This is a genomic window from Coprococcus hominis (ex Arizal et al. 2022), assembly GCF_040094675.1.
In the GTDB taxonomy this organism is placed as follows: Bacteria; Bacillota; Clostridia; order Lachnospirales; family Lachnospiraceae; genus Coprococcus_C; species Coprococcus_C hominis.
This window is the reverse complement of sequence record NZ_JBBNHG010000031.1, coordinates 291,952-315,281: the sequence shown is the minus strand read 5'-3', so window position 1 is coordinate 315,281 and position 23,330 is coordinate 291,952. Positions and strand designations below refer to the sequence as shown.

Annotated in this window: 20 protein-coding genes; all 20 read left to right on the top strand. The window is 44.9% G+C overall.

Going from position 1 to position 23,330, the window contains the following annotated elements; genetic code table 11:
* Positions 1 to 5 precede the first annotated feature (5 nt).
* Positions 6 to 497, top strand: coding sequence for a 3-isopropylmalate dehydratase small subunit (gene leuD / locus AAAT93_RS06990; RefSeq protein WP_021984310.1), 492 nt, complete (start codon positions 6 to 8; stop codon positions 495 to 497).
* A gap of 23 nt (positions 498 to 520) precedes the next feature.
* Positions 521 to 1,216: a zinc-ribbon domain-containing protein gene (locus AAAT93_RS06985; protein ID WP_118734047.1), complete on the top strand. Its 696-nt coding sequence runs from the start codon at positions 521 to 523 to the stop codon at positions 1,214 to 1,216.
* A gap of 38 nt (positions 1,217 to 1,254) precedes the next feature.
* Complete coding sequence (gene leuB, locus AAAT93_RS06980) at positions 1,255 to 2,337, top strand: 3-isopropylmalate dehydrogenase (RefSeq protein ID WP_021984312.1); 1,083 nt, start codon at positions 1,255 to 1,257, stop codon at positions 2,335 to 2,337.
* Positions 2,338 to 2,707: 370 nt separating this feature from the next.
* Positions 2,708 to 4,372, top strand: a complete 1,665-nt coding sequence (ilvD, locus tag AAAT93_RS06975) for a dihydroxy-acid dehydratase (RefSeq protein WP_117780702.1) — start codon at positions 2,708 to 2,710, stop codon at positions 4,370 to 4,372.
* 103 nt (positions 4,373 to 4,475) lie between these two features.
* Complete coding sequence (ilvB, locus tag AAAT93_RS06970; protein WP_117780701.1) at positions 4,476 to 6,158, top strand: biosynthetic-type acetolactate synthase large subunit; 1,683 nt, start codon at positions 4,476 to 4,478, stop codon at positions 6,156 to 6,158.
* Between the two features lie 14 nt (positions 6,159 to 6,172).
* The gene (gene serC / locus AAAT93_RS06965; RefSeq protein WP_117780700.1) at positions 6,173 to 7,255 is read left to right on the top strand and encodes a 3-phosphoserine/phosphohydroxythreonine transaminase; all 1,083 of its coding nucleotides are present in this window, start codon (positions 6,173 to 6,175) and stop codon (positions 7,253 to 7,255) included.
* 16 nt (positions 7,256 to 7,271) lie between these two features.
* Positions 7,272 to 8,435, top strand: a complete 1,164-nt coding sequence (locus AAAT93_RS06960) for a phosphoglycerate dehydrogenase (protein WP_117780699.1) — start codon at positions 7,272 to 7,274, stop codon at positions 8,433 to 8,435.
* Between the two features lie 22 nt (positions 8,436 to 8,457).
* Positions 8,458 to 9,549, top strand: a complete 1,092-nt coding sequence (asd, locus tag AAAT93_RS06955; RefSeq protein WP_227572868.1) for an aspartate-semialdehyde dehydrogenase — start codon at positions 8,458 to 8,460, stop codon at positions 9,547 to 9,549.
* Between the two features lie 199 nt (positions 9,550 to 9,748).
* On the top strand, positions 9,749 to 10,315 hold the full coding sequence (locus tag AAAT93_RS06950; RefSeq protein ID WP_021984318.1) for an AAA family ATPase: 567 nt from the start codon (positions 9,749 to 9,751) through the stop codon (positions 10,313 to 10,315).
* A gap of 42 nt (positions 10,316 to 10,357) precedes the next feature.
* Positions 10,358 to 11,590 carry a DUF1015 domain-containing protein gene (locus AAAT93_RS06945; protein ID WP_117780697.1) on the top strand — a complete coding sequence of 411 codons (1,233 nt, stop codon included), beginning with the start codon at positions 10,358 to 10,360 and terminating at the stop codon, positions 11,588 to 11,590.
* Positions 11,591 to 11,608: 18 nt separating this feature from the next.
* Positions 11,609 to 13,816: a 1,4-alpha-glucan branching protein GlgB gene (gene glgB, locus AAAT93_RS06940; protein ID WP_227572867.1), complete on the top strand. Its 2,208-nt coding sequence runs from the start codon at positions 11,609 to 11,611 to the stop codon at positions 13,814 to 13,816.
* A 99-nt stretch (positions 13,817 to 13,915) separates the two neighbouring features.
* On the top strand, positions 13,916 to 14,767 hold the full coding sequence (locus AAAT93_RS06935; RefSeq protein ID WP_021984321.1) for a mechanosensitive ion channel family protein: 852 nt from the start codon (positions 13,916 to 13,918) through the stop codon (positions 14,765 to 14,767).
* A gap of 77 nt (positions 14,768 to 14,844) precedes the next feature.
* Positions 14,845 to 15,975, top strand: a complete 1,131-nt coding sequence (locus AAAT93_RS06930) for a CobW family GTP-binding protein (protein WP_117780696.1) — start codon at positions 14,845 to 14,847, stop codon at positions 15,973 to 15,975.
* A 44-nt stretch (positions 15,976 to 16,019) separates the two neighbouring features.
* On the top strand, positions 16,020 to 16,982 hold the full coding sequence (locus AAAT93_RS06925; RefSeq protein ID WP_021984324.1) for a TIGR03943 family putative permease subunit: 963 nt from the start codon (positions 16,020 to 16,022) through the stop codon (positions 16,980 to 16,982).
* Positions 16,983 to 17,011: 29 nt separating this feature from the next.
* A complete protein-coding gene (locus AAAT93_RS06920; RefSeq protein WP_118670869.1) occupies positions 17,012 to 17,728 on the top strand; it encodes a metal ABC transporter ATP-binding protein in 717 nt (238 codons plus the stop codon).
* Positions 17,729 to 17,730: 2 nt separating this feature from the next.
* Positions 17,731 to 18,570: a metal ABC transporter permease gene (locus AAAT93_RS06915; RefSeq protein WP_117780694.1), complete on the top strand. Its 840-nt coding sequence runs from the start codon at positions 17,731 to 17,733 to the stop codon at positions 18,568 to 18,570.
* A gap of 11 nt (positions 18,571 to 18,581) precedes the next feature.
* Positions 18,582 to 19,640 (top strand): metal ABC transporter substrate-binding protein, encoded by a 1,059-nt coding sequence (locus AAAT93_RS06910; protein WP_182439217.1) that lies wholly within the window; start codon positions 18,582 to 18,584, stop codon positions 19,638 to 19,640.
* Positions 19,641 to 19,731: 91 nt separating this feature from the next.
* A complete protein-coding gene (locus tag AAAT93_RS06905; protein ID WP_227572866.1) occupies positions 19,732 to 21,393 on the top strand; it encodes a S1C family serine protease in 1,662 nt (553 codons plus the stop codon).
* Between the two features lie 193 nt (positions 21,394 to 21,586).
* On the top strand, positions 21,587 to 22,639 hold the full coding sequence (hrcA, locus tag AAAT93_RS06900; protein ID WP_021984329.1) for a heat-inducible transcriptional repressor HrcA: 1,053 nt from the start codon (positions 21,587 to 21,589) through the stop codon (positions 22,637 to 22,639).
* Positions 22,629 to 23,282: a nucleotide exchange factor GrpE gene (gene grpE / locus AAAT93_RS06895; protein ID WP_420315033.1), complete on the top strand. Its 654-nt coding sequence runs from the start codon at positions 22,629 to 22,631 to the stop codon at positions 23,280 to 23,282. The genes hrcA and grpE overlap by 11 nt, the downstream gene beginning before the upstream one ends.
* Positions 23,283 to 23,330: the final 48 nt, after the last annotated feature.

Genomic DNA, 23,330 nt, shown 5'->3' with positions numbered 1-23,330 from the left:
CAAAAATGAAAGCATACGGAACAGTACATAAATATGGTGACAATGTAGATACAGATGTAATCATTCCTGCAAGATATCTGAATTCCTCAGATCCTGCGGAGCTTGCAAAGAACTGTATGGAGGATATTGACAAGGACTTCGTAAAGCGTGTGAAGCCGGGCGATATCATGGTTGCAAATAAGAACTTTGGATGCGGCTCATCGAGAGAGCATGCACCAATTGCAATCAAGGCATCTGGTATCAGCTGCGTAATCGCTGAGACATTTGCAAGAATTTTCTATCGTAACGCAATTAACATCGGACTTCCAATTATCGAGTGTCCGGAAGCTGCCAAGGGAATCGAGGCAGGCGATATGGTAGAGGTTGATTTTGACAGTGGTATGATCTACAACAAGACAAAAGGAACCGAGTTCAAGGGACAGGCATTCCCTCCATTCATGCAGAAAATCATCAAAGAGGGCGGTTTGATCAACTATATCAATGCAAAAGAAAACTAATTTCATCTGGGAGGATAAAATATATGGGAGTTTGTAATAATTGTGGCAATCAGATTTCGGACGGACAGTTGACCTGTCCAGTCTGTGGAGCTTATACCGGTGCAGGCGCACAGGCAAACAATCAGACACCACAGCAGAACATGTACAACCAGCAGGGAATGTACAATCAGGCACCACAGCAGAACATGTATAACCAGCAGGGTATGTACAATCAGGCACCACAGCAGAACATGTACAACCAGCAGGACATGTACATTCAGACACCGCAGCAGCCACAGAAAGAGCTTGGAATGAAATGGTTTCATTTCGTAATTTATTTCCAGCTGTTTGTTTCCGCTCTTGTTGGATTGTGGAATGGATTCCAGCTTCTTACAGGCAGAATTTATGGTGAGAACACTGATCGGGTATATAGTTATTTTTCTGGCTTGAAGGGTGTGGATACGATTATTGGTATATGCTACATCGCGATTGCCATTTTCGCACTTGTCACACGATTTATGCTTGCGGATTTCAAGAAGTGCGGTCCTGCAATGTATATTGGCATGCAGGTAGCAGGTTTGATTATATCAATCGCATATATTGCGAGTGTTACAAGCATCGTGGATGGTCTTACAGAGTATATCGCAAGCTCCACCTATGGAACAATGGCTGTTTCTATCGTGATGCTGATCTGTAACATTGTATACTTTAAGAAGAGAAAGCATTTGTTCGACCGGTAAGAAACAGACAGGATAAATTATTATTTGGAGGATGAATCATGAATTGTAATATTGCAGTAATCAAGGGTGACGGTATCGGACCGGAGGTTGTCACACAGGCAATGAAGGTGTTAGATGCAGTCGGAGAAAAGTTTGGACATACATTTAATTATGAGCAGCTTCTGATGGGCGGATGCTCGATCGACGCATGTGGCGTTCCACTTACTGACGAAGCAGTCGCAAGAGCAAAGGCAAGCGATGCAGTATTGCTTGGTTCCATCGGCGGTAACACAAGCACATCACCTTGGTACAAGCTTCCACCAGAGAAGAGACCGGAAGCCGGACTTCTGAAGATCCGTAAGGAGTTGGGACTTTTTGCAAACTTAAGACCAGCCAATCTTTATGAGCAGTTAAAGGGTGCATGTCCTTTAAAGGAAGAGATTGCAGACCGTGGTTTCGATATGATGATCATGCGTGAGCTGACCGGTGGTCTTTACTTCGGTGCAAGAGAGACAAAAGAAGTCGATGGCGTAATGACAGCCGTTGATACACTGACTTACAACGAAAATGAGATCCGTCGTATCGCAATCAAGGGCTTTGATATCGCGATGAAGCGCCGCAAGAAGGTAACAAGTGTTGATAAGGCAAATGTGCTTGATTCTTCCAGACTCTGGAGAAAGATCGTGGAAGAGGTTGCAAAGGATTATCCGGAAGTAACATATGAGCATATGCTTGTTGATAACTGTGCAATGCAGCTTGTCAAAGATCCGGCACAGTTCGATGTTGTATTAACAGAGAATATGTTTGGTGACATCTTATCCGATGAGGCATCTATGATCACAGGTTCCATCGGTATGCTGGCATCTGCATCCTTGAACGAAACAAAATTCGGTATGTACGAGCCAAGTGGCGGTTCAGCTCCGGATATTGCCGGACAGGATAAGGCAAACCCGATCGCGACGATTCTTTCCGCAGCGATGATGCTCCGTTACACATTCGACCTCGACAAAGAGGCAGATGCGATCGAGAACGCAGTCAAGCAGGTACTGGTAGATGGCTTCCGTACATGCGATATCGTGTCCGAAGGCACAACCCTTGTCGGCTGTAACGAGATGGGCGACAAGATTGTAGAAAGAATCTAAGTGGTTAAGGAAGAATTAGTAGTTAATTAAGAGATAATACTTTGCCAGACAATTTCGAGGTAGTGAGATGGATGTAAAACATATATTTTGAATTTCATTCATGGATATATACGATATGTTTGGAACTTAGAAGTTCTTGATGTTCTGTAGTAAAAGAAGCAATGTTTGAACACGATGTTCAAACAAGCCGTCACTGAGCCATGGATGGCGAATTGACGGCGGTTGCGTATTATGAAACAATGTAGATCAGAACATCTAGCACTTCTTAGTTTCAATACATTGTATATAAGATGAATGGAATCGAAATATATGTTGCAGGTATGCAAATCTCGAAATTGTCTGAACAAATTGAAGAGAAAGGAAGACAAAAATGAAGAGTGATAATGTTAAAGTAGGCATGCAGCAGGCACCACACAGAAGCCTGTTCAACGCCCTTGGAATGACAGAAGAAGAAATGAAGAAACCATTGGTCGGTATCGTTTGTTCCTACAACGAGATCGTACCTGGACATATGAACCTGGATAAGATCGCACAGGCCGTGAAGCTTGGCGTGGCTGAAGCAGGCGGAACACCTGTGATGTTTCCGGCAATCGCTGTCTGCGACGGTATTGCCATGGGACATATCGGAATGAAGTATTCCCTTGTAACAAGAGACCTGATCGCAGATTCAACCGAGTGTATGGCAACTGCACATCAGTTTGATGCACTTGTTATGATCCCGAACTGCGATAAGAACGTACCGGGACTTCTGATGGCAGCAGCCAGAGTCAACGTACCAACCGTATTCGTATCCGGTGGTCCGATGCTTGCCGGTCATGTAAAGGGACATAAGACAAGCCTTTCATCTATGTTCGAGGCAGTTGGTTCTTATGCAGCAGGCAAGATGACAGAAGAGGATGTCAATGATTTCGAGTGCCATGCATGTCCAACTTGTGGATCATGCTCCGGCATGTATACTGCAAACTCTATGAACTGTCTGACAGAGGCACTTGGTATGGGACTTCCTGGAAATGGTACAATCCCGGCAGTATATTCTGAGAGACTGAAGCTTGCAAAGCGTGCCGGTTATGCTGTTATGGAGATGTACAAGAAGAATATCTGCCCAAGAGATATTATTACGAAGGATGCTATCATGAACGCATTGACAGTGGATATGGCACTTGGATGCTCTACTAACTCCATGCTTCATATCCCGGCAATCGCACATGAGATCGGATTTGACTTTGATATTTCCATGGCAAATGAAATCAGTGCGAAGACACCGAATCTCTGCCACTTAGCACCGGCAGGTCCGACATATATGGAGGACTTGAACGAGGCCGGCGGTGTATATGCCGTTATCAACCAGCTCTGTGAGGCAGGTCTGATCAATGAGGATTGTATGACAGTAACCGGCAAGACAATCGGAGAGGCTGTAAAGGGACATAAGAACCTGAATCCGGAAGTTATCCGTCCGATGGCAAATCCATACAGCTCAACCGGCGGACTTGCCGTATTGAAGGGAAATATCGCACCGGATGGTTCTGTTGTTAAGCGTTCTGCCGTTGTTCCGGAGATGCTGCAGCATGAAGGACCGGCACGTGTGTTTGAATGTGAGGAGGATGCAATTGCGGCTATCAAGGGTGGCAAGATCGTGGAAGGCGACGTTGTCGTTATCCGTTACGAGGGACCAAAGGGCGGTCCTGGTATGCGTGAGATGCTGAACCCGACATCTGCGATTGCGGGTATGGGGCTTGGCTCTTCGGTAGCACTGATTACAGATGGCCGTTTCTCAGGTGCAAGCCGTGGTGCTTCTATCGGACATATCTCACCGGAGGCAGCTGTTGGAGGCCCGATCGCTTTGATTGAAGAGGGTGATATCATCAGTATTGATATTGATGCATGTACGATCAATGTGAAGGTTTCCGACGAGGAGCTTGCAAAGCGGAAAGAAGCATGGACACCAAGAGAACCAAAGGTAACAACCGGATATCTGGCAAGATATGCAAAGATGGTAACATCCGGTAACCGCGGTGCAGTTTTGGAGTTGAAGTAAAATATATTGAATAATTCAAAACAATGTGCTATCCTATCAGATATTGGTTATCTGACAGGAAGAAAAAGGATAAATCAAGTTGTATGTAGATAAGGAGAAGTTTATGAAACAATTAACTGGATCAGAAATAGTGATTGAATGTCTGAAAGAACAGGGCGTTGACACAGTATTTGGATATCCGGGAGGAACGATCCTGAATGTCTATGATGCATTGTATAAGCATCAGGATGAGATTCACCATGTCCTGACATCCCATGAGCAGGGCGCAAGCCATGCAGCAGATGGATATGCAAGAGCTACCGGTAAGGTTGGCGTATGTATGGCAACTTCCGGTCCGGGTGCAACAAATCTTGTAACCGGTATTGCAACCGCATATATGGATTCAATTCCACTTGTTGCAATCACTGCAAACGTAGGTGTTTCTCTTCTTGGAAAGGACAGCTTTCAGGAGATTGATATTGCAGGTGTAGTTATGCCGATCACGAAGCATAGCTTTATTGTAAAGAATGTACATGAACTGGCAGATACAATCCGCCGTGCATTTAAAATCGCGCAGTCAGGCAGACCGGGCCCGGTTCTTGTCGATATTACAAAGGATGTTACTGCAAATGTTGCAGACTATGAGCCGAAGGCACCGGAGCCAATCGAGCGCGTGACAAAGACAATCCGTGCAGAGGATATCGACACAGCGATTAAGATGATCGAGAACTCGAAGAAGCCGATGATTCTTGTCGGTGGTGGTGTTGTTGCGGCAGATGCGTCCAAGGAACTGAAAAAATTTGCAGAGAAAATTGATGCAGTTGTCTGTGATACATTGATGGGTAAGGGTGCATTTCCGGGAACGGATGACCGTTACACGGGAATGATCGGTATGCATGGAACCAAGGTTTCAAACTTCGGTATCAATCAGGCAGACCTTGTGATTGTCATTGGTGCGAGATTCTCAGACCGTGTAACAGGTAATGCAAATAAGTTTGCAAATCAGGCAAAGATTTTACATATTGATATTGATGCTGCAGAGATCAATAAGAATGTGGAAGTTGATGCAAGTGTTGTCGGTGATGCCAAAGAAATACTGAAGATGATCTCTACCAGAATCAAGGCGTCTAAGAAACCGGAGTGGAGAGCACAGATTGATGCACTCAAAGAACAGTATCCGGATCATGCAGATATGAATGAATTCTCGGGACCGGCGATTATCAACAAGATCTATGAGCTGACAGAGGGCAATGCAACAATTACAACGGATGTAGGACAGCATCAGATGTGGGCAGCCCAGTATTATAAATTCAAAGAGCCAAGACAGCTTCTTACATCCGGTGGACTCGGAACAATGGGCTACGGCGTTGGTGCCTGTATCGGTGCCAAGTACGGACGTCCGGACCGTGTGGCAATCAACATTGCGGGAGACGGATGTTTCCGTATGAATATGAACGAGATCGCTACGGCAAGCCGTTATAATGTGCCGATCATCCAGGTTGTAATCAACAACCATGTGCTTGGTATGGTGCGTCAGTGGCAGACATTGTTCTACGATAAGCGTTATTCGAATACAATCTTAGATGATTCGGTTGACTTCGTGAAGGTAGCGGATGCACTTGGAGCGACCGGTTTCAGAGCTACAAATCTTCAGGAGTTTGAGGATGCCATGAAGCAGGCAATCGAGTTAAATAAGCCGGTTGTGATTGATTGTATCATCGGTAAGGATGATAAGGTATGGCCAATGGTTGCTGCAGGAGCAGCTTTGGAAACCTGTTTTGACCAGCAGGATTTAGATAATAAGTAGGAGGAAGAGGAAAAATGGCAAGAGTATTTAACTTTTCAGCAGGTCCTTCCGTATTACCGGAAGTAGTGTTGAAGCAGGCAGCAGATGAGATGCTGGATTACAAAGGTTCCGGCATGAGCGTAATGGAGATGAGTCATCGCTCGAAAGTGTACGATAACATCATCAAAGAAGCAGAAAAAGACCTTCGCGATCTGATGGATATTCCGGACAATTACAAGGTGCTGTTCCTGCAGGGCGGTGCATCACAGCAGTTTGCTGCAATCCCGATGAACCTGATGAAAAACGGTGTTGCTGACTATATCATTACCGGTCAGTGGGCAAAGAAGGCATGCGAAGAAGCAAAGAAGTACGGAAAGGTAAATGTCGTTGCATCATCGGCTGACAAGACCTTCAGCTATATTCCGGATTGCTCTGACCTTCCGATCTCCGAGGATGCAGATTATGTGTATATCTGCCATAACAATACAATTTACGGAACTACTTACAAGAAGCTTCCGAATACAAAGGGCAAGATCCTTGTAGCTGATATGTCTTCCGATATTCTGTCACAGCCAGTCAATGTATCTGATTACGGTCTGATTTACTTTGGCGTACAGAAGAACGTAGGACCGGCCGGTGTTGTTATTGTGATTATCCGTGAGGATCTGATCCGTGATGACGTTCCAACTTACTGCCCGACCATGCTGAAGTACAAGACACAGGCAGATAATGACAGCTTGTATAACACACCTCCATGCTACGGTATTTACATCTGTGGTCTGGTGTTCAAGTGGGTAAAGGAAATGGGTGGACTTTCTGCAATGAAGATCCATAATGAAAAGAAGGCAGCTATCCTGTATGATTTCCTGGATTCCTCTAAGATGTTCCGCGGAACAGTTGTGAAGGAAGACCGTTCCCTGATGAACGTTCCGTTCGTAACAGGCAACGAAGAGCTTGATGCCAAGTTCGTAAAGGAAGCAACAGCCGCAGGCTTTGTAAACCTGAAGGGACACAGAACAGTCGGCGGTATGCGTGCAAGTATCTACAACGCAATGCCAATCGAGGGTGTTGAGAAGTTAGTTGCATTCATGAAGGACTTCGAGGAGAAGAACTCATAATAAGGGAGAGAAGAAAATGGCTAAGATTAATTGCTTGAATCCGATCGCAGCCTGCGGTATGGATTTGTTCAATGATACATATGAAGTAGTAGACGATTTTGCAGCAGCAGACGCGGTACTTGTCAGAAGTGCAGCTATGCATGACTTAGAGCTTTCCGATAATCTGCTTGCAATCGCACGTGCCGGTGCGGGTGTCAACAACATCCCACTTGACAAGTGTGCAGAGAAAGGAATCGTAGTATTTAATACACCGGGCGCCAATGCAAACGGTGTAAAGGAACTTGTCATTGCAGGACTTTTGCTCGCATCCAGAGACCTGATGGGTGGTTATAACTGGGTAAAGGAGAATGCATCAGACGAGAATATCGCAAAGACAGTTGAGAAGCAGAAAAAACACTATGCCGGCTGCGAGATCATGGGTAAGAAGCTCGGCGTCATCGGTCTTGGTGCAATCGGCGCCAAGGTAGCGAACATCGGTTTCCGTCTTGGCATGGAAGTATATGGTTATGATCCATATGTGTCTGTCGATGCAGCATGGAGACTTTCCAGCCATGTAAAACACATCAAGAATGTAGAAGATATTTATAAAGAGTGTGATTACATTACTGTACATGTACCGGCGCTTGATTCTACGAAGGGCATGATCAATAAGGATGCATTTGCCATGATGAAGGATGGCGTGAAGATCCTGAACTTTGCAAGAGATATTCTTGTAAATGATGATGATATGATCGAGGCACTTGCAAGCGGAAAGGTTGCTAAGTATGTAACAGATTTCCCAAATGCAAAGATTGCCGGAGTTGATAACGTAATCACATTGCCACATCTTGGCGCATCCACAGAGGAATCTGAGGATAACTGTGCAGTGATGGCAGTGAAAGAAATCGTTGATTTTATCGAGAATGGTAATATCAAAAATTCCGTAAACTATCCGGCCTGCGATGCCGGCAAGTGTTCGGAAGCAGCAAGAGTTTGTGTATGTCACAAGAATATTCCGAATATGATCACGCAGTTTACTGGTGCATTTGCTTCCAAGGGCATCAATGTATCTGACATGGTAAGCAAGTCAAAGGGTGATTATGCTTACTCGGTATTTGATATTTCTGAGAAGGCAGATGAAGATACTGTAAAGTCTATTTCCAGTATCGATGGCGTATTGAAAGTACGTGTAATTCAGTAAACAGGAGTTGGAGGATAATAGAATGAGTGATAAGTTAAAGGTAGGTATTCTTGGTGCAACCGGTATGGTTGGACAGAGATTTATTTCACTTCTTGAGAACCATCCATGGTTTGAGGTTGTGACAGTGGCAGCCAGCCCACGTAGTGCAGGCAAGACTTACGAAGAGGCAGTTGGTGACCGTTGGAAGATGGATACACCGATGCCGGAAGCGGTTAAGAAGCTGGTCGTACACAATGTAAACGAAGTAGAAGAGGTTGCTTCTACCGTTGATTTTGTATTCAGTGCTGTTGATATGTCTAAGGACGAGATCAAAGCTATCGAGGATGCATACGCAAAGACAGAGACACCGGTTGTCTCTAACAACAGCGCGCACCGCTGGACACCGGACGTACCGATGGTAGTTCCGGAGATTAACCCGGAGCATATGAAGGTTATCGAGTTCCAGAAGAAGCGTCTTGGTACGACAAGAGGATTTGTAGCTGTAAAGCCGAACTGCTCGATCCAGTCTTATGCACCAGTGCTTACTGCATGGAAGGAATTCGAGCCATACGAGGTTGTTGCAACAACCTATCAGGCAATCTCAGGAGCAGGAAAGACATTCAAGGACTGGCCGGAAATGGTTGGAAATATCATCCCGTTTATCGGCGGCGAGGAAGAAAAATCCGAGAAGGAGCCACTTCGTATCTGGGGACATATTGATGAGGAGAAGGGTGAAATCGTTCCTGCGACAAGTCCGGTTATCACATGCCAGTGTATCCGTGTACCGGTATTGAACGGACATACAGCAGCTGTATTTGTAAAGTTCAAGAAAAATCCGACAAAGGAACAGCTGATCGAGAAGCTGGAGTCTTACAAGGGCGTTCCACAGGAGCTTGGACTTCCAAGTGCTCCAAAGCAGTTTATCCGTTATATGGAAGAGGATAACCGTCCACAGGTTACTCTGGATGTGGATTATGAGAATGGCATGGGCATCTCCGTTGGACGTATCCGTGAGGATTCTGTCTATGACTGGAAGTTCGTTGGACTTTCTCATAATACCGTTCGTGGTGCTGCCGGTGGTGCTGTATTATGTGCAGAGCTTCTCAAAGCACAGGGTTACATTACAAAGAAGTAATTTGCGCGATTGCGTAGCAGGTAAATAAAATTAAGAAAAAGGACAAACAGACATTTTTCATGACGAAACAGAATGGAAAAGCTTGTTTGTTCTTTTCTTTTGTGGTAAAATTGAAATAATTAGGTTCTTGTTGTATGCGTTGCATACAGAGGTAGAACATATAGAGAATTTTTATGTACATATATAGGAGGCACCAACCATGAAGAAATTGATTTTAGTAACTTCACCACCAGCCTGTGGCAAGACATTTATTTCCCGTAAGCTTGCAAAAGCACTTCCAAACTGCGTATATCTGGACAAGGATACCCTGATTGTATTGTCCAAGCAGATTTTCAAGGTGGCTGGCGAAGAGTACAATCGTTCATCTGATTTCTTCCAGAGAGAGATTCGTGATTATGAGTATTATGCAGTCCTTGATTTTGCATTTGAAGCATTGGAGTACAACGACACAGTTTTGATCAATGCCCCGTTCACAGAAGAGATCCGTGATAACGAATATCTTGACAATCTGCGTGCAAAATTAAAGGAAAAGGATGCAGAATTATTTGTAGTATGGGTACATACAGATGTTGAAGTATGCCACGAGCGTATGATCAAGCGTGCATCTGACCGTGATGCATGGAAGCTTGCACATTGGGATGAGTATATTGCAACACAGAATTTCAAGCAGCCGGACAATATTCCGGAGTTGTTTGTATTCAACAATTCTTCCGAGGAAGAGTATAAGAAGTCCATCGATGCGGCGGTAAAGGCAATTCGTGGATAAGCTGTCAGAATAGACAGAGCTGATAATTAGAGGAGAAGATACATGGCAATCATTAAACCATTTAAAGCGTATAGACCGAGAAGAGAAATTGTCAGTGAAGTGGCAGCGTTGCCATATGATGTATATAACCGGGAAGAAGCCAAAAAAGAAGTAGAAGGAAAACCGCTTTCCTTCCTCCGTATTGACCGGGCAGAGACCGCGTTTGATGACAGCGTGGATACCTATGCACCATGTGTGTATGAAAAGGCAAAGGAACTGTTGGACGATATGATCGGGCGCGGTGACTATGTGGAAGATAAAGTCCCGATGTATTATCTGTATGAGATTGTGATGGATGGAAGATCCCAGACCGGAATTGTGGCATGTGCATCCATTGAGGATTATGAGTCCGGTGTCATCATGAAGCATGAGAATACACGGGAAGATAAAGAGATTGACCGTATTACACATGTGGATACATGTGATGCACAGACAGGTCCGATCTTTCTTGCGTACCGGGCACAGGCTGCGATTGATGCAATTGTAACGAAGATTAAGGCGCGTCCGGCAGAGAACGATTTTGTCTCAGAGGATGGAATTACACATCGCGTATGGCTGGTAACAGATGCAGCGGATATTGCGGCAATTGAGCATGTATTTTCTGAGATGTCACAGATCTACATTGCAGATGGACACCATCGTGCAGCGTCAGCGGTCAAAGTTGGAATCAAACGCAGAAATGCAAATCCGAACCATACCGGAGAGGAAGAATACAATTATTTCCTGTCGGTTCTGTTTCCGCATGATCAGCTGAAAATCCTGCCATACAATCGTGTTGTACATGATTTGAATGGGTATACTGCGGATGCATTTATAGATGCGGTCAAGGCAGATTTCGAAGTAGAAGCGGTTACGGAAGCATATCAGCCGGAAGAAAAGGCAGCCTTTGGCATGTATCTAGATGGTATCTGGTATAAGTTGCGTGCAAAATCACATATACTATCTGAAGATCCGGTGGATGGACTTGATGTTTCAATTTTACAGGATCATCTCCTTGCACCGATTCTTGGAATTGAAAATCCGAGAACCGATAAAAGAATCGATTTTATCGGAGGAATCCGCGGTCTTGCGGAGTTGGAACGACGTGCAAACAGTGATATGAAGCTTGCATTTTCGATGTATCCGACATCAATTGAGGAGCTTTTTGCGGTTGCTGATGCAAAACGGTTGATGCCACCGAAGTCAACCTGGTTTGAACCAAAGCTAAGAAGTGGAATCTTCATTCATAAATTGTAGAGAGGAGACACATTTGACATGTCCAAAAGAAAAGCAATTTTTGCTATAAACTGGATGGAAGTCGATGCTTTGGTCCAGGGTATTCATAACAACCCGCATCATATTCTTGGTATGCATGAGTGTATCGATGATCTGTATATCAATGCATATCTGCCGGGGGCAAAGGTTGTGAATGCCATTGAGGTATCCACGAAGAAGAAGTACACGCTTGTATCGGAGCGTGTGCCGGGTTTTTTCTCTGTGGTTATAAAAGATAAGAAACCATTTGAATATAAATTGAACGTCCGGTTTGACAATGGTGACGAAGTGACATATTTTGATCCGTACGTGTTCGAACCGGTAATTGATCCGATTGATATCAGTTTGTTCAACGAGGGAAAACATTATAGCATCTATGAGAAGATGGGTGCACATCCAATGACCGTGGATGGTGTGGAAGGTGTACTGTTTGCTGTATGGGCACCGAATGCAGACCGAGTATCGGTGGTTGGTAATTTCAATAACTGGGATGGCAGACGGCATCCGATGCGGAAGTTGGATTATTCCGGTATTTATGAGTTGTTTATCCCGGGTAAGCTCGTTGGCGAGATATACAAGTATGAGATCAAGGCGAAGTCCGGACAGGTATTCATGAAGAGTGATCCATATGCGTTCAGCAGCGAGGTCCGTCCGGCAAATGCATCCCGTATCGTGGATATTTCCTATAAGTGGAAAGATACCGCATGGATGGAGAAGCGGGAGACGAAAGATACAGACGCACAGCCGATGGCAATCTATGAGATGCATCTTGGTTCCTGGAAGCGTCCGACCGATGGCAGAGAGTTTTTCAATTATCGCGATATTGCGAGCCTGCTTGCAGATTATCTGTTGATGATGAATTATAATTATGTCGAGTTGATGCCAATCATGGAGCATCCGTATGATCCGTCCTGGGGCTATCAGGTAACCGGATATTATGCACCGACCTCCCGTTATGGTTCACCGGCAGATTTTATGTATTTTGTTGATTATCTGCATAGCAAGGGAATCGGCGTGATCTTAGACTGGGTTCCGGCACATTTTCCGAAGGATGAGCATGGACTTGGCAGATTTGATGGCACAGCACTTTATGAGCATGAGGACCCTAAGCGTGGGGAACATCCACACTGGGGGACATATATATACAATTACGGACGCAATGAAGTCCGGAATTTCTTAGTTGCGAATGCTCTTTACTGGGCGGAGAAATATCATATTGATGGTATCCGGATTGACGCGGTCGCATCCATGTTGTATCTGGATTATGGACGTGGCGATGGTGAGTGGCTGCCGAACATCTATGGTGGCAATGAGAATCTCGAAGCGATTGATTTCATTAAGGAATTAAACAGCAAGATGCATGAACTGCACAAGGGAGTTATCATGATTGCGGAGGAGTCAACCGCATGGCCGATGATGACGCATCCGGTTGAGGCTGGCGGACTTGGATTTGATTACAAGTGGAATATGGGATGGATGAATGATTTCCTGAACTATATGAAGCTTGATCCGTTGTACCGCAAATATCATCACAACGATCTGACGTTCAGTATGGTATATGCATACAGCGAGAAATTTATTCTCGTACTTTCCCATGACGAGGTTGTTCATGAGAAAGGATCTATGATTGCGAAGATGCCGGGCGGATACGAAGACAAATTCTCGAATCTGCGTGTGGCATATGGGTATATGATGACGCATCCGGGCAAGAAGCTTTTGTTCATGGGACAGGAGATTGCGCAGTTTACGGAATTCAACGAGAATGCGGAAGTAGACTGGTCACTGTTCGAGTTTGATGCACATGTATTTATGCAGGGGTACGTTAAAGAGTTGAATGAACTTTACAAGACGGAACCTGCATTGTATGAGCTTGATTCTTCACCGGAAGGATTCACATGGATCAACTGTAATAGTGCAAATACAAGCCTTCTTTCTTATGTTAGAAAAGGTAAGAAGGAGAGCGATACGCTTTTGATCATCTGTAACTTCACACCGATGGAACACAAAGCATACAAGCTTGCTACTCCATCCGGCGGAAGATGGCAGGAGATTTTCTCCAGCGATAACAACCGTTATGGTGGCGAGGGCAGAAATAACAAGACAGTGAAACAGGCGAAGAAAGCAGAGTGTGACGGACAGGAACATTATATCTCCGTTACAGTACCACCACTTTCGATCAGCGTATTCAAGAAGAAAATTGGCAAATAATTAAGATGAAACGGGCTGTCCTTCGTGAGAAGGGCAGCCTGTGAAGTTTTATGGATAAATGAATATTTACTTATATGAACATAAAAAGGAGGGACTTGATTGGAAGACATCAAAGACATTGAATCGTCCAAGATTGAAGAGTATCTGAGCAAGCTTGGAGACTGGGCGTTAAATAAAGGGTTTCAGTTAGTACTTGCAATTATATGTATGTATATCGGCATGAAGCTGTCGAAGCTGATCGTGAAGATGATACGCAAATCCTTCAAGAAATCAAACATGGAGGAAAGTGTTGCATCTTTTCTGTTATCGCTGATTAAATTCACTTTTTATGCTATCGTATTTATCACGGCTGCATCTATTGTCGGATTTCAGGTGACATCGTTAGTTACGATTCTTGGTACTGCCAGTTTAGCAATCGGTCTTGCGCTACAGGGTAGTCTGGCAAACTTCGCAGGCGGTGTGCTGATCCTGATACTCAAGCCGTTCCGTGTCGGGGATTATATCATTGAGAACGACAAGCAGTGTGAAGGTACGGTCGTGTCGATCGACATTTTCTACACGAAGCTGCAGACATACGATAACCGGATCATTGTGATTCCGAACGGAAACATTACATCCCATTCGCTTGTCAATGTGACAGCAGCAGGAATAAGAAAACTGGATATCTCAATCGGCGTTGCGTATGATTCTGATCTGAAAAAGGTGAAGGATACGCTGTATCAGGTTGTGACGGAGAACCAGTATTATGATAAGACGAAGGAAGTCGATGTGTTCGTGGATTCCTTCGGGGACAGCAGCATCAAGATGGGTGTCCGCTGTATGGTTGCGACAGAGAACTACTGGAAGGCAAAATGGGAGATACAGGAAGCAATCAAATATGCATTTGATGCGCAGGGAATCGAGATTCCGTTTGACCAGATGGAAGTGACTTTGAAGAATAAGGATGTATAGCATATGGAAAAAATAATAGAAATGTGCTATTATATAAAGTTGACAAAAATAGAAATAATTTTTAGGAGGCAATAGAGATGACAAAGATTGATATTCTTTCAGGATTTTTAGGTGCAGGCAAGACAACATTGATTAAGAAACTGATTGCCGAGGCATATCAGGGTGAGAAGCTTGTATTGATCGAGAATGAATTTGGTGAGATCGGTATTGATGGCGGTTTCATGAAGGATGCAGGTGTGGAAGTCACAGAGATGAATTCCGGTTGTATCTGCTGTTCCCTTGTTGGAGATTTTGGTACAGCATTGAAGAAGGTAATCGTGGATTATGCACCAGATCGTGTAATCATCGAGCCATCCGGTGTTGGTAAGCTGTCAGATGTTATGAAGGCAGTTGAAGATGCAAAGCAGGATGCGGATGTTGTAATCAACAGTGCAACAACCGTTGTTGATGTGGCAAAGTGCAAGATGTATATGAAGAACTTCGGTGAGTTCTTCAACAACCAGGTAGAAAGTGCTGGAACGATTGTACTTTCCCGTACACAGAATGTACCGGAGAAGAAGGTAAACGATACAGTTGCTATGCTGCGTGAGCATAACAAGGATGCAGCCATTATCACAACACCTTGGGATGACATCGACGGTAAGGTAATCTTGGATGCGATGGAACATGCAAATACGCTCGATAAGCTGATCAAAGAGGCAGTTGAGATTGCAAGAAAGCATGAGGAAGAGCATCATCACCACGATCACGATCATGACCATGAGGAGCATGAACATCATCATGATCACGAGCATGAGGAGCATGAACATCATCATGATCACGAGCATGAGGAACACGAGCATCATCATGATCACGACCATCACGAGCATGGACCTGGATGTACATGTGGCTGCCACGACCATGACCACCATCATGATCATCATGCAGATGAGGTATTTACAAGCTGGGGCAAGGAGACTGCTAAGAAGTTTGCAGATGCCGATATGGAACAGATCCTGAAGACACTGGCTGACAACGCAGACGAATATGGTATCATCCTGCGTGCCAAGGGTATTGTTCCAAATACGGACGGCGAGTGGATTCACTTCGACCTGACACCGGGCGAATATGAGATCCGTAAGGGCGCAGCTGATTACACAGGTAAGCTTTGTGTCATCGGAAGCAATCTGAAGGAAGATAAGCTGGCAGAGTTGTTCGGGGTTGCATAATCCCGGCACTTTGCGTAAAGGATAGAGAAGAAAGGAAATAGAGTATGGGACCAACAAAGGAAGTAGAAGAGATTCCGGTATATATGTTTATGGGCTTTCTGGAAAGCGGAAAGACAACCTTTGCGAACGAAACTCTGATTGACCGTGGATTTACAGAAGGCGAACCGACCCTTCTGCTTGTCTGCGAAGAGGGAATCGAGGAGTACGATGAGGAGTATCTGAAGAGTCAGAATATCTTCGTGGAATATCTGGAGGAATCCAACTTAAATACCGAATATCTGCTTGACCTGCAGGATAAGTATAAGCCGACCCGTGTGATGATCGAGTATAACGGTACATGGAAGATGGATAAGCTGTTTTCCATCCGCGTGCCAAAGGGCTGGACAATCGTACAGGTAATCACATTTGTCGATGCATCCACCTTTGATGTATATGTAGCAAATATGAAAGCGATGATGATGGAACAGTTATCGAGCGCAGATATGATCATCTTCAACCGATGCGATGAGAATACAAAGCGTGCGGAGTACCGCCGGAGCATTCGTGCGGTAAATCGTCGTGCGCAGGTGATCTTCGAGAACAAGGATGGCGCAGCCGATGTCGGTGATGAGGAGTTAGATCTGCCATATGAGATCGACAAGCCAAGTATCACACTCGAGGATGAAGATTATGGTATCTTCTATATTGATGCCTGCGACAATCCGGACAAATACGTCGGAAAGCAGATCACATTTAAGGCGATGGTACACAAGCCGAAAAGCTACAAGGCAAACGAATTCGTACCAGGTAGATTTGCGATGACCTGCTGTGCCGAAGATGTCGCATTTATCGGATTTAAGTGCTATTCCGATCTGGCAAAGCATCTGAAGGACAGACAGTGGGTAACAGTTACGGGAACCATTGACAAAGAATTTTATCCGGAGTTTGAGGGCGAAGGACCTGTGATCCGTGCCACGAAGATCGAACCGGCCAAACCAGCCGAAGAAGAACTTGTATATTTCAACTAATTAAGGAGAATTAGAAAGGAGGAACCGCGATGGTTCTATCATGTGAAGATGTATCCCTTGGATACGAAGGAAAACCAGTGGTTGAACATCTGAATTTCCGTCTCGAACAAGGAGATTATCTCTGCATCCTTGGAGAAAACGGTTCCGGAAAAAGTACTCTGATGAAAGCGATTCTGGGACTGAAAAGTCCTATGCAGGGAATGCTTGTCAGAGGCGAAGATTTGAAAGCAAATGAAATTGGATATCTGCCACAGCAGACTGTGACACAACGCGATTTTCCTGCATCCGTGCAGGAAATCGTTTTGTCAGGGTTCTTGTCGAAACGTGGCATGCGTCCATTCTATAACAAAGAGGAGCGGAAAATCGCACAGAAGAACATGAAACGGCTGGAGATTGAACCATTCATGAAGAAATGCTACCGCGATCTGTCCGGTGGACAGCAGCAGCGCGTGTTGCTTGCGCGGGCACTCTGTGCAACCTCGAAGCTCTTGTTGCTTGATGAGCCGGTAGCGGGATTGGATCCACGTGTGACAGCCGAGATGTATGAGCTGATCCAGAAGCTGAACCGGGAAGGTATCACGATCATTATGGTATCGCACGATACACAGGCAGCCGCACAATATGCGAACAAGGTGCTGCATGTGAGTGATAAACCAGAGTTTTTCGATTCCAAGGAAGCGTATTTGAAGAGCGCAATCGGCAGACAGTATGCGGATTACGCAGCGACAAGAGAAGAAGGAGTATAGATATGTGGAATACATTAGTTGAATACCTGCAATATCCATTTGTCCGTCGGATCTTAGTTGCTGGTGTGCTGGTTGCCTTTTGTGCATCCATGCTTGGCGTGACACTTGTGTTAAAACGCTTTTCTTATATTGGAGACGGACTGTCCCATGTGGCATTTGCTGCGATGGCAATCGCGATGGTGCTGCGGATGACGAACAATACACTTATAATATTGCCGATCACGGTTGTGGCAGCAATCCTGATGCTGAAGACTGGACAGAATGCGAAGATCAACGGAGATGCCGTGATTGCGATGCTTTCCGTTGGATCGCTGGCATTTGGATATCTGATCATGAATGTATCCGGAACATCGCAGAATGTATCCGGGGATGTGTGCTCGACACTGTTTGGCGCGGCATCCATACTCACATTATCGAATACAGATGTGTGGATCTGCCTGATTATGTCGCTGTTGGTACTTGTGTTCTACATCTTGTACTATCACAAGATCTTCTCGGTGACATTTGATGAGAATTTTGCACGCGCAACCGGTATTCATACGGGCGCCTACAATGTGCTGATGGCGGTAGTCACAGCCGTTGTGATCGTAGTTGCGATGAATATCGTCGGATCACTTCTGGTATCGGCGCTGATCATATTCCCGGCACTTTCCGCAATGCGTGTATTTAAGAATTATAAGAGTGTGTTTATCTGTTCTGCTGTGTATGGTGTGGTATCCTCTGGCGTGGGAATCCTCATTTCCATTGCGGCATCGACACCGGTCAGTGCGACGATCGTAGCGATTGACATCGTATTATTTGTGATATTCAGCATCATCGGAATCGCACTGCACAGAGAGTAGAGGTGGCGATGATGAAGCACAGACATTTAAAATCAATCGGGATTGCTCTTGTTCTTTGTCTGTCCCTGCTTTCCGGGTGTGCCAAGCCGGTGCAAATGGCGGACAAAGACGAAAATGTGATCCTATGTACGACCTTTGCAGCGTATGACTGGGTGCGGGAAATCCTTGGAGACACAGATACATTTACATGCCGGATGCTGGTCGATAACGGTGTGGACTTACACAGCTACCAGCCAAGCGCACAGGATATCATGAAGATCGCGAATTGCCGGATGTTAGTCTATGTCGGTGGCGAGAGCGATACATGGGTGAGCGATGCGCTTGTGGAGTCCGGAAATGAAAATATTGTTGCAATCAGTCTGTTAGATCTGGTTGGTAACCGCGCGTTAAATGAAGTGGAGTTAGAGGGTGTGGAAGAACACCATCATCACGATCATGACGATGAAGACCATGACCATGAAGCAGAACCGGCAGACCATGCAGAGGGCGAAGCAGACAATACGGATGGACAGAATGCTGCAGAGGATGACCATTACGATGAGCACGTGTGGTTATCCCTGAAAAATGCAATCGTCTGCACCGAGACGTTAGCAGATGCTATTACGGAACTGGATTCTGACAATGCAAAACAGTATGTGGCAAACGCTAAAACATATACTGGAAAGCTGGAAGCGTTAGATGATGACTATCAGACGATGCGGGACGCAGCCACACAGACGACGATCTTGGTCGGCGACCGGTTCCCGTTCCTGTATCTGGCAGAGGATTATGATATTCATTACTTTGCCGCATATTCGGGCTGTTCTGCAGATGTGGAGGCAAGTGTGCATACAGTTACCTATCTGGCGGAGAAGCTGCAGGAGTACAAGTTGCAAGCCATCTATGTGGTGGACAATGGTACCGACAGCCTCGCGAATACGATTGCGGAATCCGCAGAGATGCAACCCAAAATTCTGCATCTGTCGTCCATGCAGTCCGTGACGAAGGACGACATAGAAAAAGGATGCACATACCTGTCTTATATGGAAGAAAATCTGCAAATGCTAAAACAAGGTTTGCAGGCACCATAAATGGAATTCACATTTTCTTGACATTTTCTTCAAAATTTAACCATAGCTTGGGGTTATGATTAAGCCATAACAAAGATAAGTAATAAAACTTATGTCGAATGGAGGAATTGATATGATGGATGAATTTGAGAATAACAGAGAAAATGAACATGTGGATCAGACACCACATGCGGAGACACCGTATGACACCGGAGATGGTAATACGGATAATTTGAAGCGTACTGAACAGCAAACAGAACAGAATGCAGAGCATAGACAGGAGGATGCCTATACACAGGCACAGCAGTATGGAAGTACTTACTACGGTGATATGCGTACACAGGAATATATGCAGGCGATGGCAGAACGTGCCCAGCAGATGAGCCAGGGTACCGAGCATTATTATAATAACAATTACCAGCAGCCGAATCAGAATGCATATAATTATGGACAGAACAATTATTATCAGAATGGTTTCCAGAATGCAGACGCAGAACAGCCAAAGGCAAAGGTAAAGAAAGCAAAGAAACAGAGAGTCAAGAAAGCAAAATCACCGAAGACGCCACATAACAAGCGTACCTTCTGGAAGAAGGGCGTGGCAGTTGTTGCAAGTGCAGCCGTATTTGGTGGTGTTGCAGGTGGTGCATTCTACGGAATCGCGGGAAACCAGATCAAGAAGCTTGATGCACTTACAAACACAACGACAGAGGTCGCTTCCACAACATCGGCAGCGACAACCCAGTCTTTGAGCCTGACATCAACCGCTTCGGTTGGAAATGGCATGGATGTTTCCACAATCGCAGAAAATGTTATGCCAAGCGTTGTTGCCATTAACATCTCGGCAATCGTGGAGCAGCAGGGTATGTTTGGTTATACACAGCAGTATGAGGCAGAAGGCTCCGGCTCCGGTATTATCATCGGTGAGAATGACAGCGAGCTTTTGATGGTGACAAACAACCATGTTGTCAGTGATGCCACAACCGTAAATGTAACGTTTGCAGATGGTGAGAGCTACGAGGCACAGGTAAAGAGTACCGATAGCGACACGGACCTTGCAATCGTTGTTGTAAAGCTCAGTGATATAAAGGAATCCACGATGAATCAGATCAAGATCGCCACGATTGGTGATTCGGATTCCCTGAAGGTCGGTGAACAGGTCGTAGCCATCGGTAATGCACTTGGCTATGGACAATCCGTTACAACCGGTATTGTCAGTGCAAAGGATCGTACAAACAGCACGAATACAACACCGCTCATTCAGACCGATGCAGCCATTAACCCTGGTAACAGTGGCGGCGCACTTCTGAATATGAAGGGCGAAGTTATTGGTATTAACTCTTCGAAGTATTCCGATACAACGGTTGAAGGTATGGGATATGCAATTCCAATTACAGCCGTACAGGATCGTCTGGATGATCTGATGAACCGTCAGACACGTGAAAAGGTTGACGAGAGCGAGAAAGGTTATCTTGGAATCTCCTGTGCAACCGTATCTTCCGATGTGTCAGAAGCATATGGTATTCCAGAGGGCGTGCTTGTCACAGATGTTGCAAGCAAGAGTGCCGCTGAGAAGGCAGGTATCAAAGCAAATTATGTGATTACAAAGATTGATGGACAATCCATCAGCAGTGCTGAGGAACTGACAGAAAAGCTGAATTATTATGCAGTTGGTGAGACAGTGCCAATCACATATGAATACCTGAAAGACGATGCGTATGTGGAGAAAACCGTCGATGTTACATTGATGGAAAATCCAAACGCAAATAACAAATAAAATTTACAATCATCCGTGATTTTTCTCCCCTAAAGAGTGCGGTTTTCCGCACTCTTTTCTTATACATGGAAATACACAATTTTTTCACAAAATTATGATAATTTTCCTTGACATTTACTATATGTAGTGGTAGTCTACCAATAGGGTTAGCACTCGATAGATATGAGTGCTAATAAATAAAAGAGGTGATAAGATGGAATTAGATGAGCGTAAGGTAAAAATCCTGAAAGCCATTATTTCCAATTACCTAGAGACTGGGGAACCGGTAGGTTCCAGAACAATCTCAAAGTACACGGATCTGAATTTAAGTTCCGCTACGATTCGTAACGAGATGGCAGATCTGGAGGAAATGGGATACATTATTCAGCCGCATACATCGGCAGGACGGATTCCGACAGATGCCGGATACCGGTTCTATGTCGATCAGCTGATGGATGAAAAGGAAGAGTTTGCTGAGGTTGCAAAGCAGGAGCGTGACACACTGTTAGAGCGGGTGGATCGCATGGAGGTGCTCTTAAAGCAGGTTGCAAAGGTACTGGCGTACAATACCAATTATGCAACGATGGTAACAGCACCAAATTATGAGAAAACAGTCAAGTTTATCCAGCTTTCCCTTGTTGATGAAAAAACACTTCTTGCCGTCATAGTGGTTGAGGGTAACATTATTAAGAATCAGATGATTCACATCAATGTAAGCCTTGATAATGAAGATGTTCTGAAATTTAATATCTTATTGAATACCTTCTTACAGGGTGCAAGCTTAGAAGACATCAATTTAGAGATGATTCAGGCGATGAAGAAGCAATCCGGAGGGTATGGCGAGATATTAGACCAGATCTTTCAGGGAATTGTGGAAGCGATACATGAGGCACAGGAACTTGAGGTTTATACCAGCGGTGCGACAAACATTTTGAAGTATCCGGAGCTTGGAGATATCTCCAAGACGAGTGAGCTGCTTGAAAAGCTGGAAGATAAAAATGAAGTATCACATTTGCTGGAAGAGACGACCGGAAAGACAAACGAATCCGGAATTCAGGTATATATTGGAGATGAGACACCAAGCCTGAAAGATTGCTCTCTTGTTACAGCGACCTACCAGATGCCGGAAGGCGCAAAGGGAACGATTGGAATATTGGGACCGAAGAGAATGGATTATAAGAAGGTTGTCAGCACACTGAAGAATCTGACAATTGAACTCGATGAGATATTCAAGAAAGGCGAAGGGGTGAATGAGAATGGCCAATAAGACAAATGTAAATGCAAATAAAGAAGCGGAGACAGTCGAGGAAGTAAAGGCTGTGGATGATGCTCCGGTAACAGAAGGAACCGACGTGAAGGTGAACGAGGAAGAAACTGTTCCGGCAGACAAGAAAGAAGAAGTGGAAGCTGCAAAGCCGAAGCCGGTATCCAAGGGAAACCGCAGAGGCAGCAAGGCCCTTCAGCTGGAACTTGAGAAAGCGAAGGAGCTGGCAGCCGGAAACGAAGAAAAGTATAAGCGTCTGCTGGCAGAGTTTGAGAATATGCGCCAGCGTAACGAGAAGGAATCCAAGAAGATGTATGATATCGGAGCCAAGGAAGTTTTAGAGAAGCTGCTTCCGGTTGTTGACAACTTGGAACGTGCACTTTCCAGTATTCCGGAAGAGGATATGGACCGGGCATTTGAACAGGGTGTCGATAAAATCTATCGGCAGCTCATGGTATCACTTGAGGGACTTGGCGTAAAGCCGATGGATGCAGAAGGCAAGCCATTTGATCCGGATTACCACAATGCGGTAACACATGTGGAGGATGAAAATTTCGGAGAGAATGTCGTAGCCGAAGAGATGCAGAAAGGCTATATGTATAAGGATCAGGTATTACGATACAGCATGGTAAAGGTTGCAAATTAACCTTTTACAATAAATCATTTAGTATATTTTAAAGGATAATAATTAGGA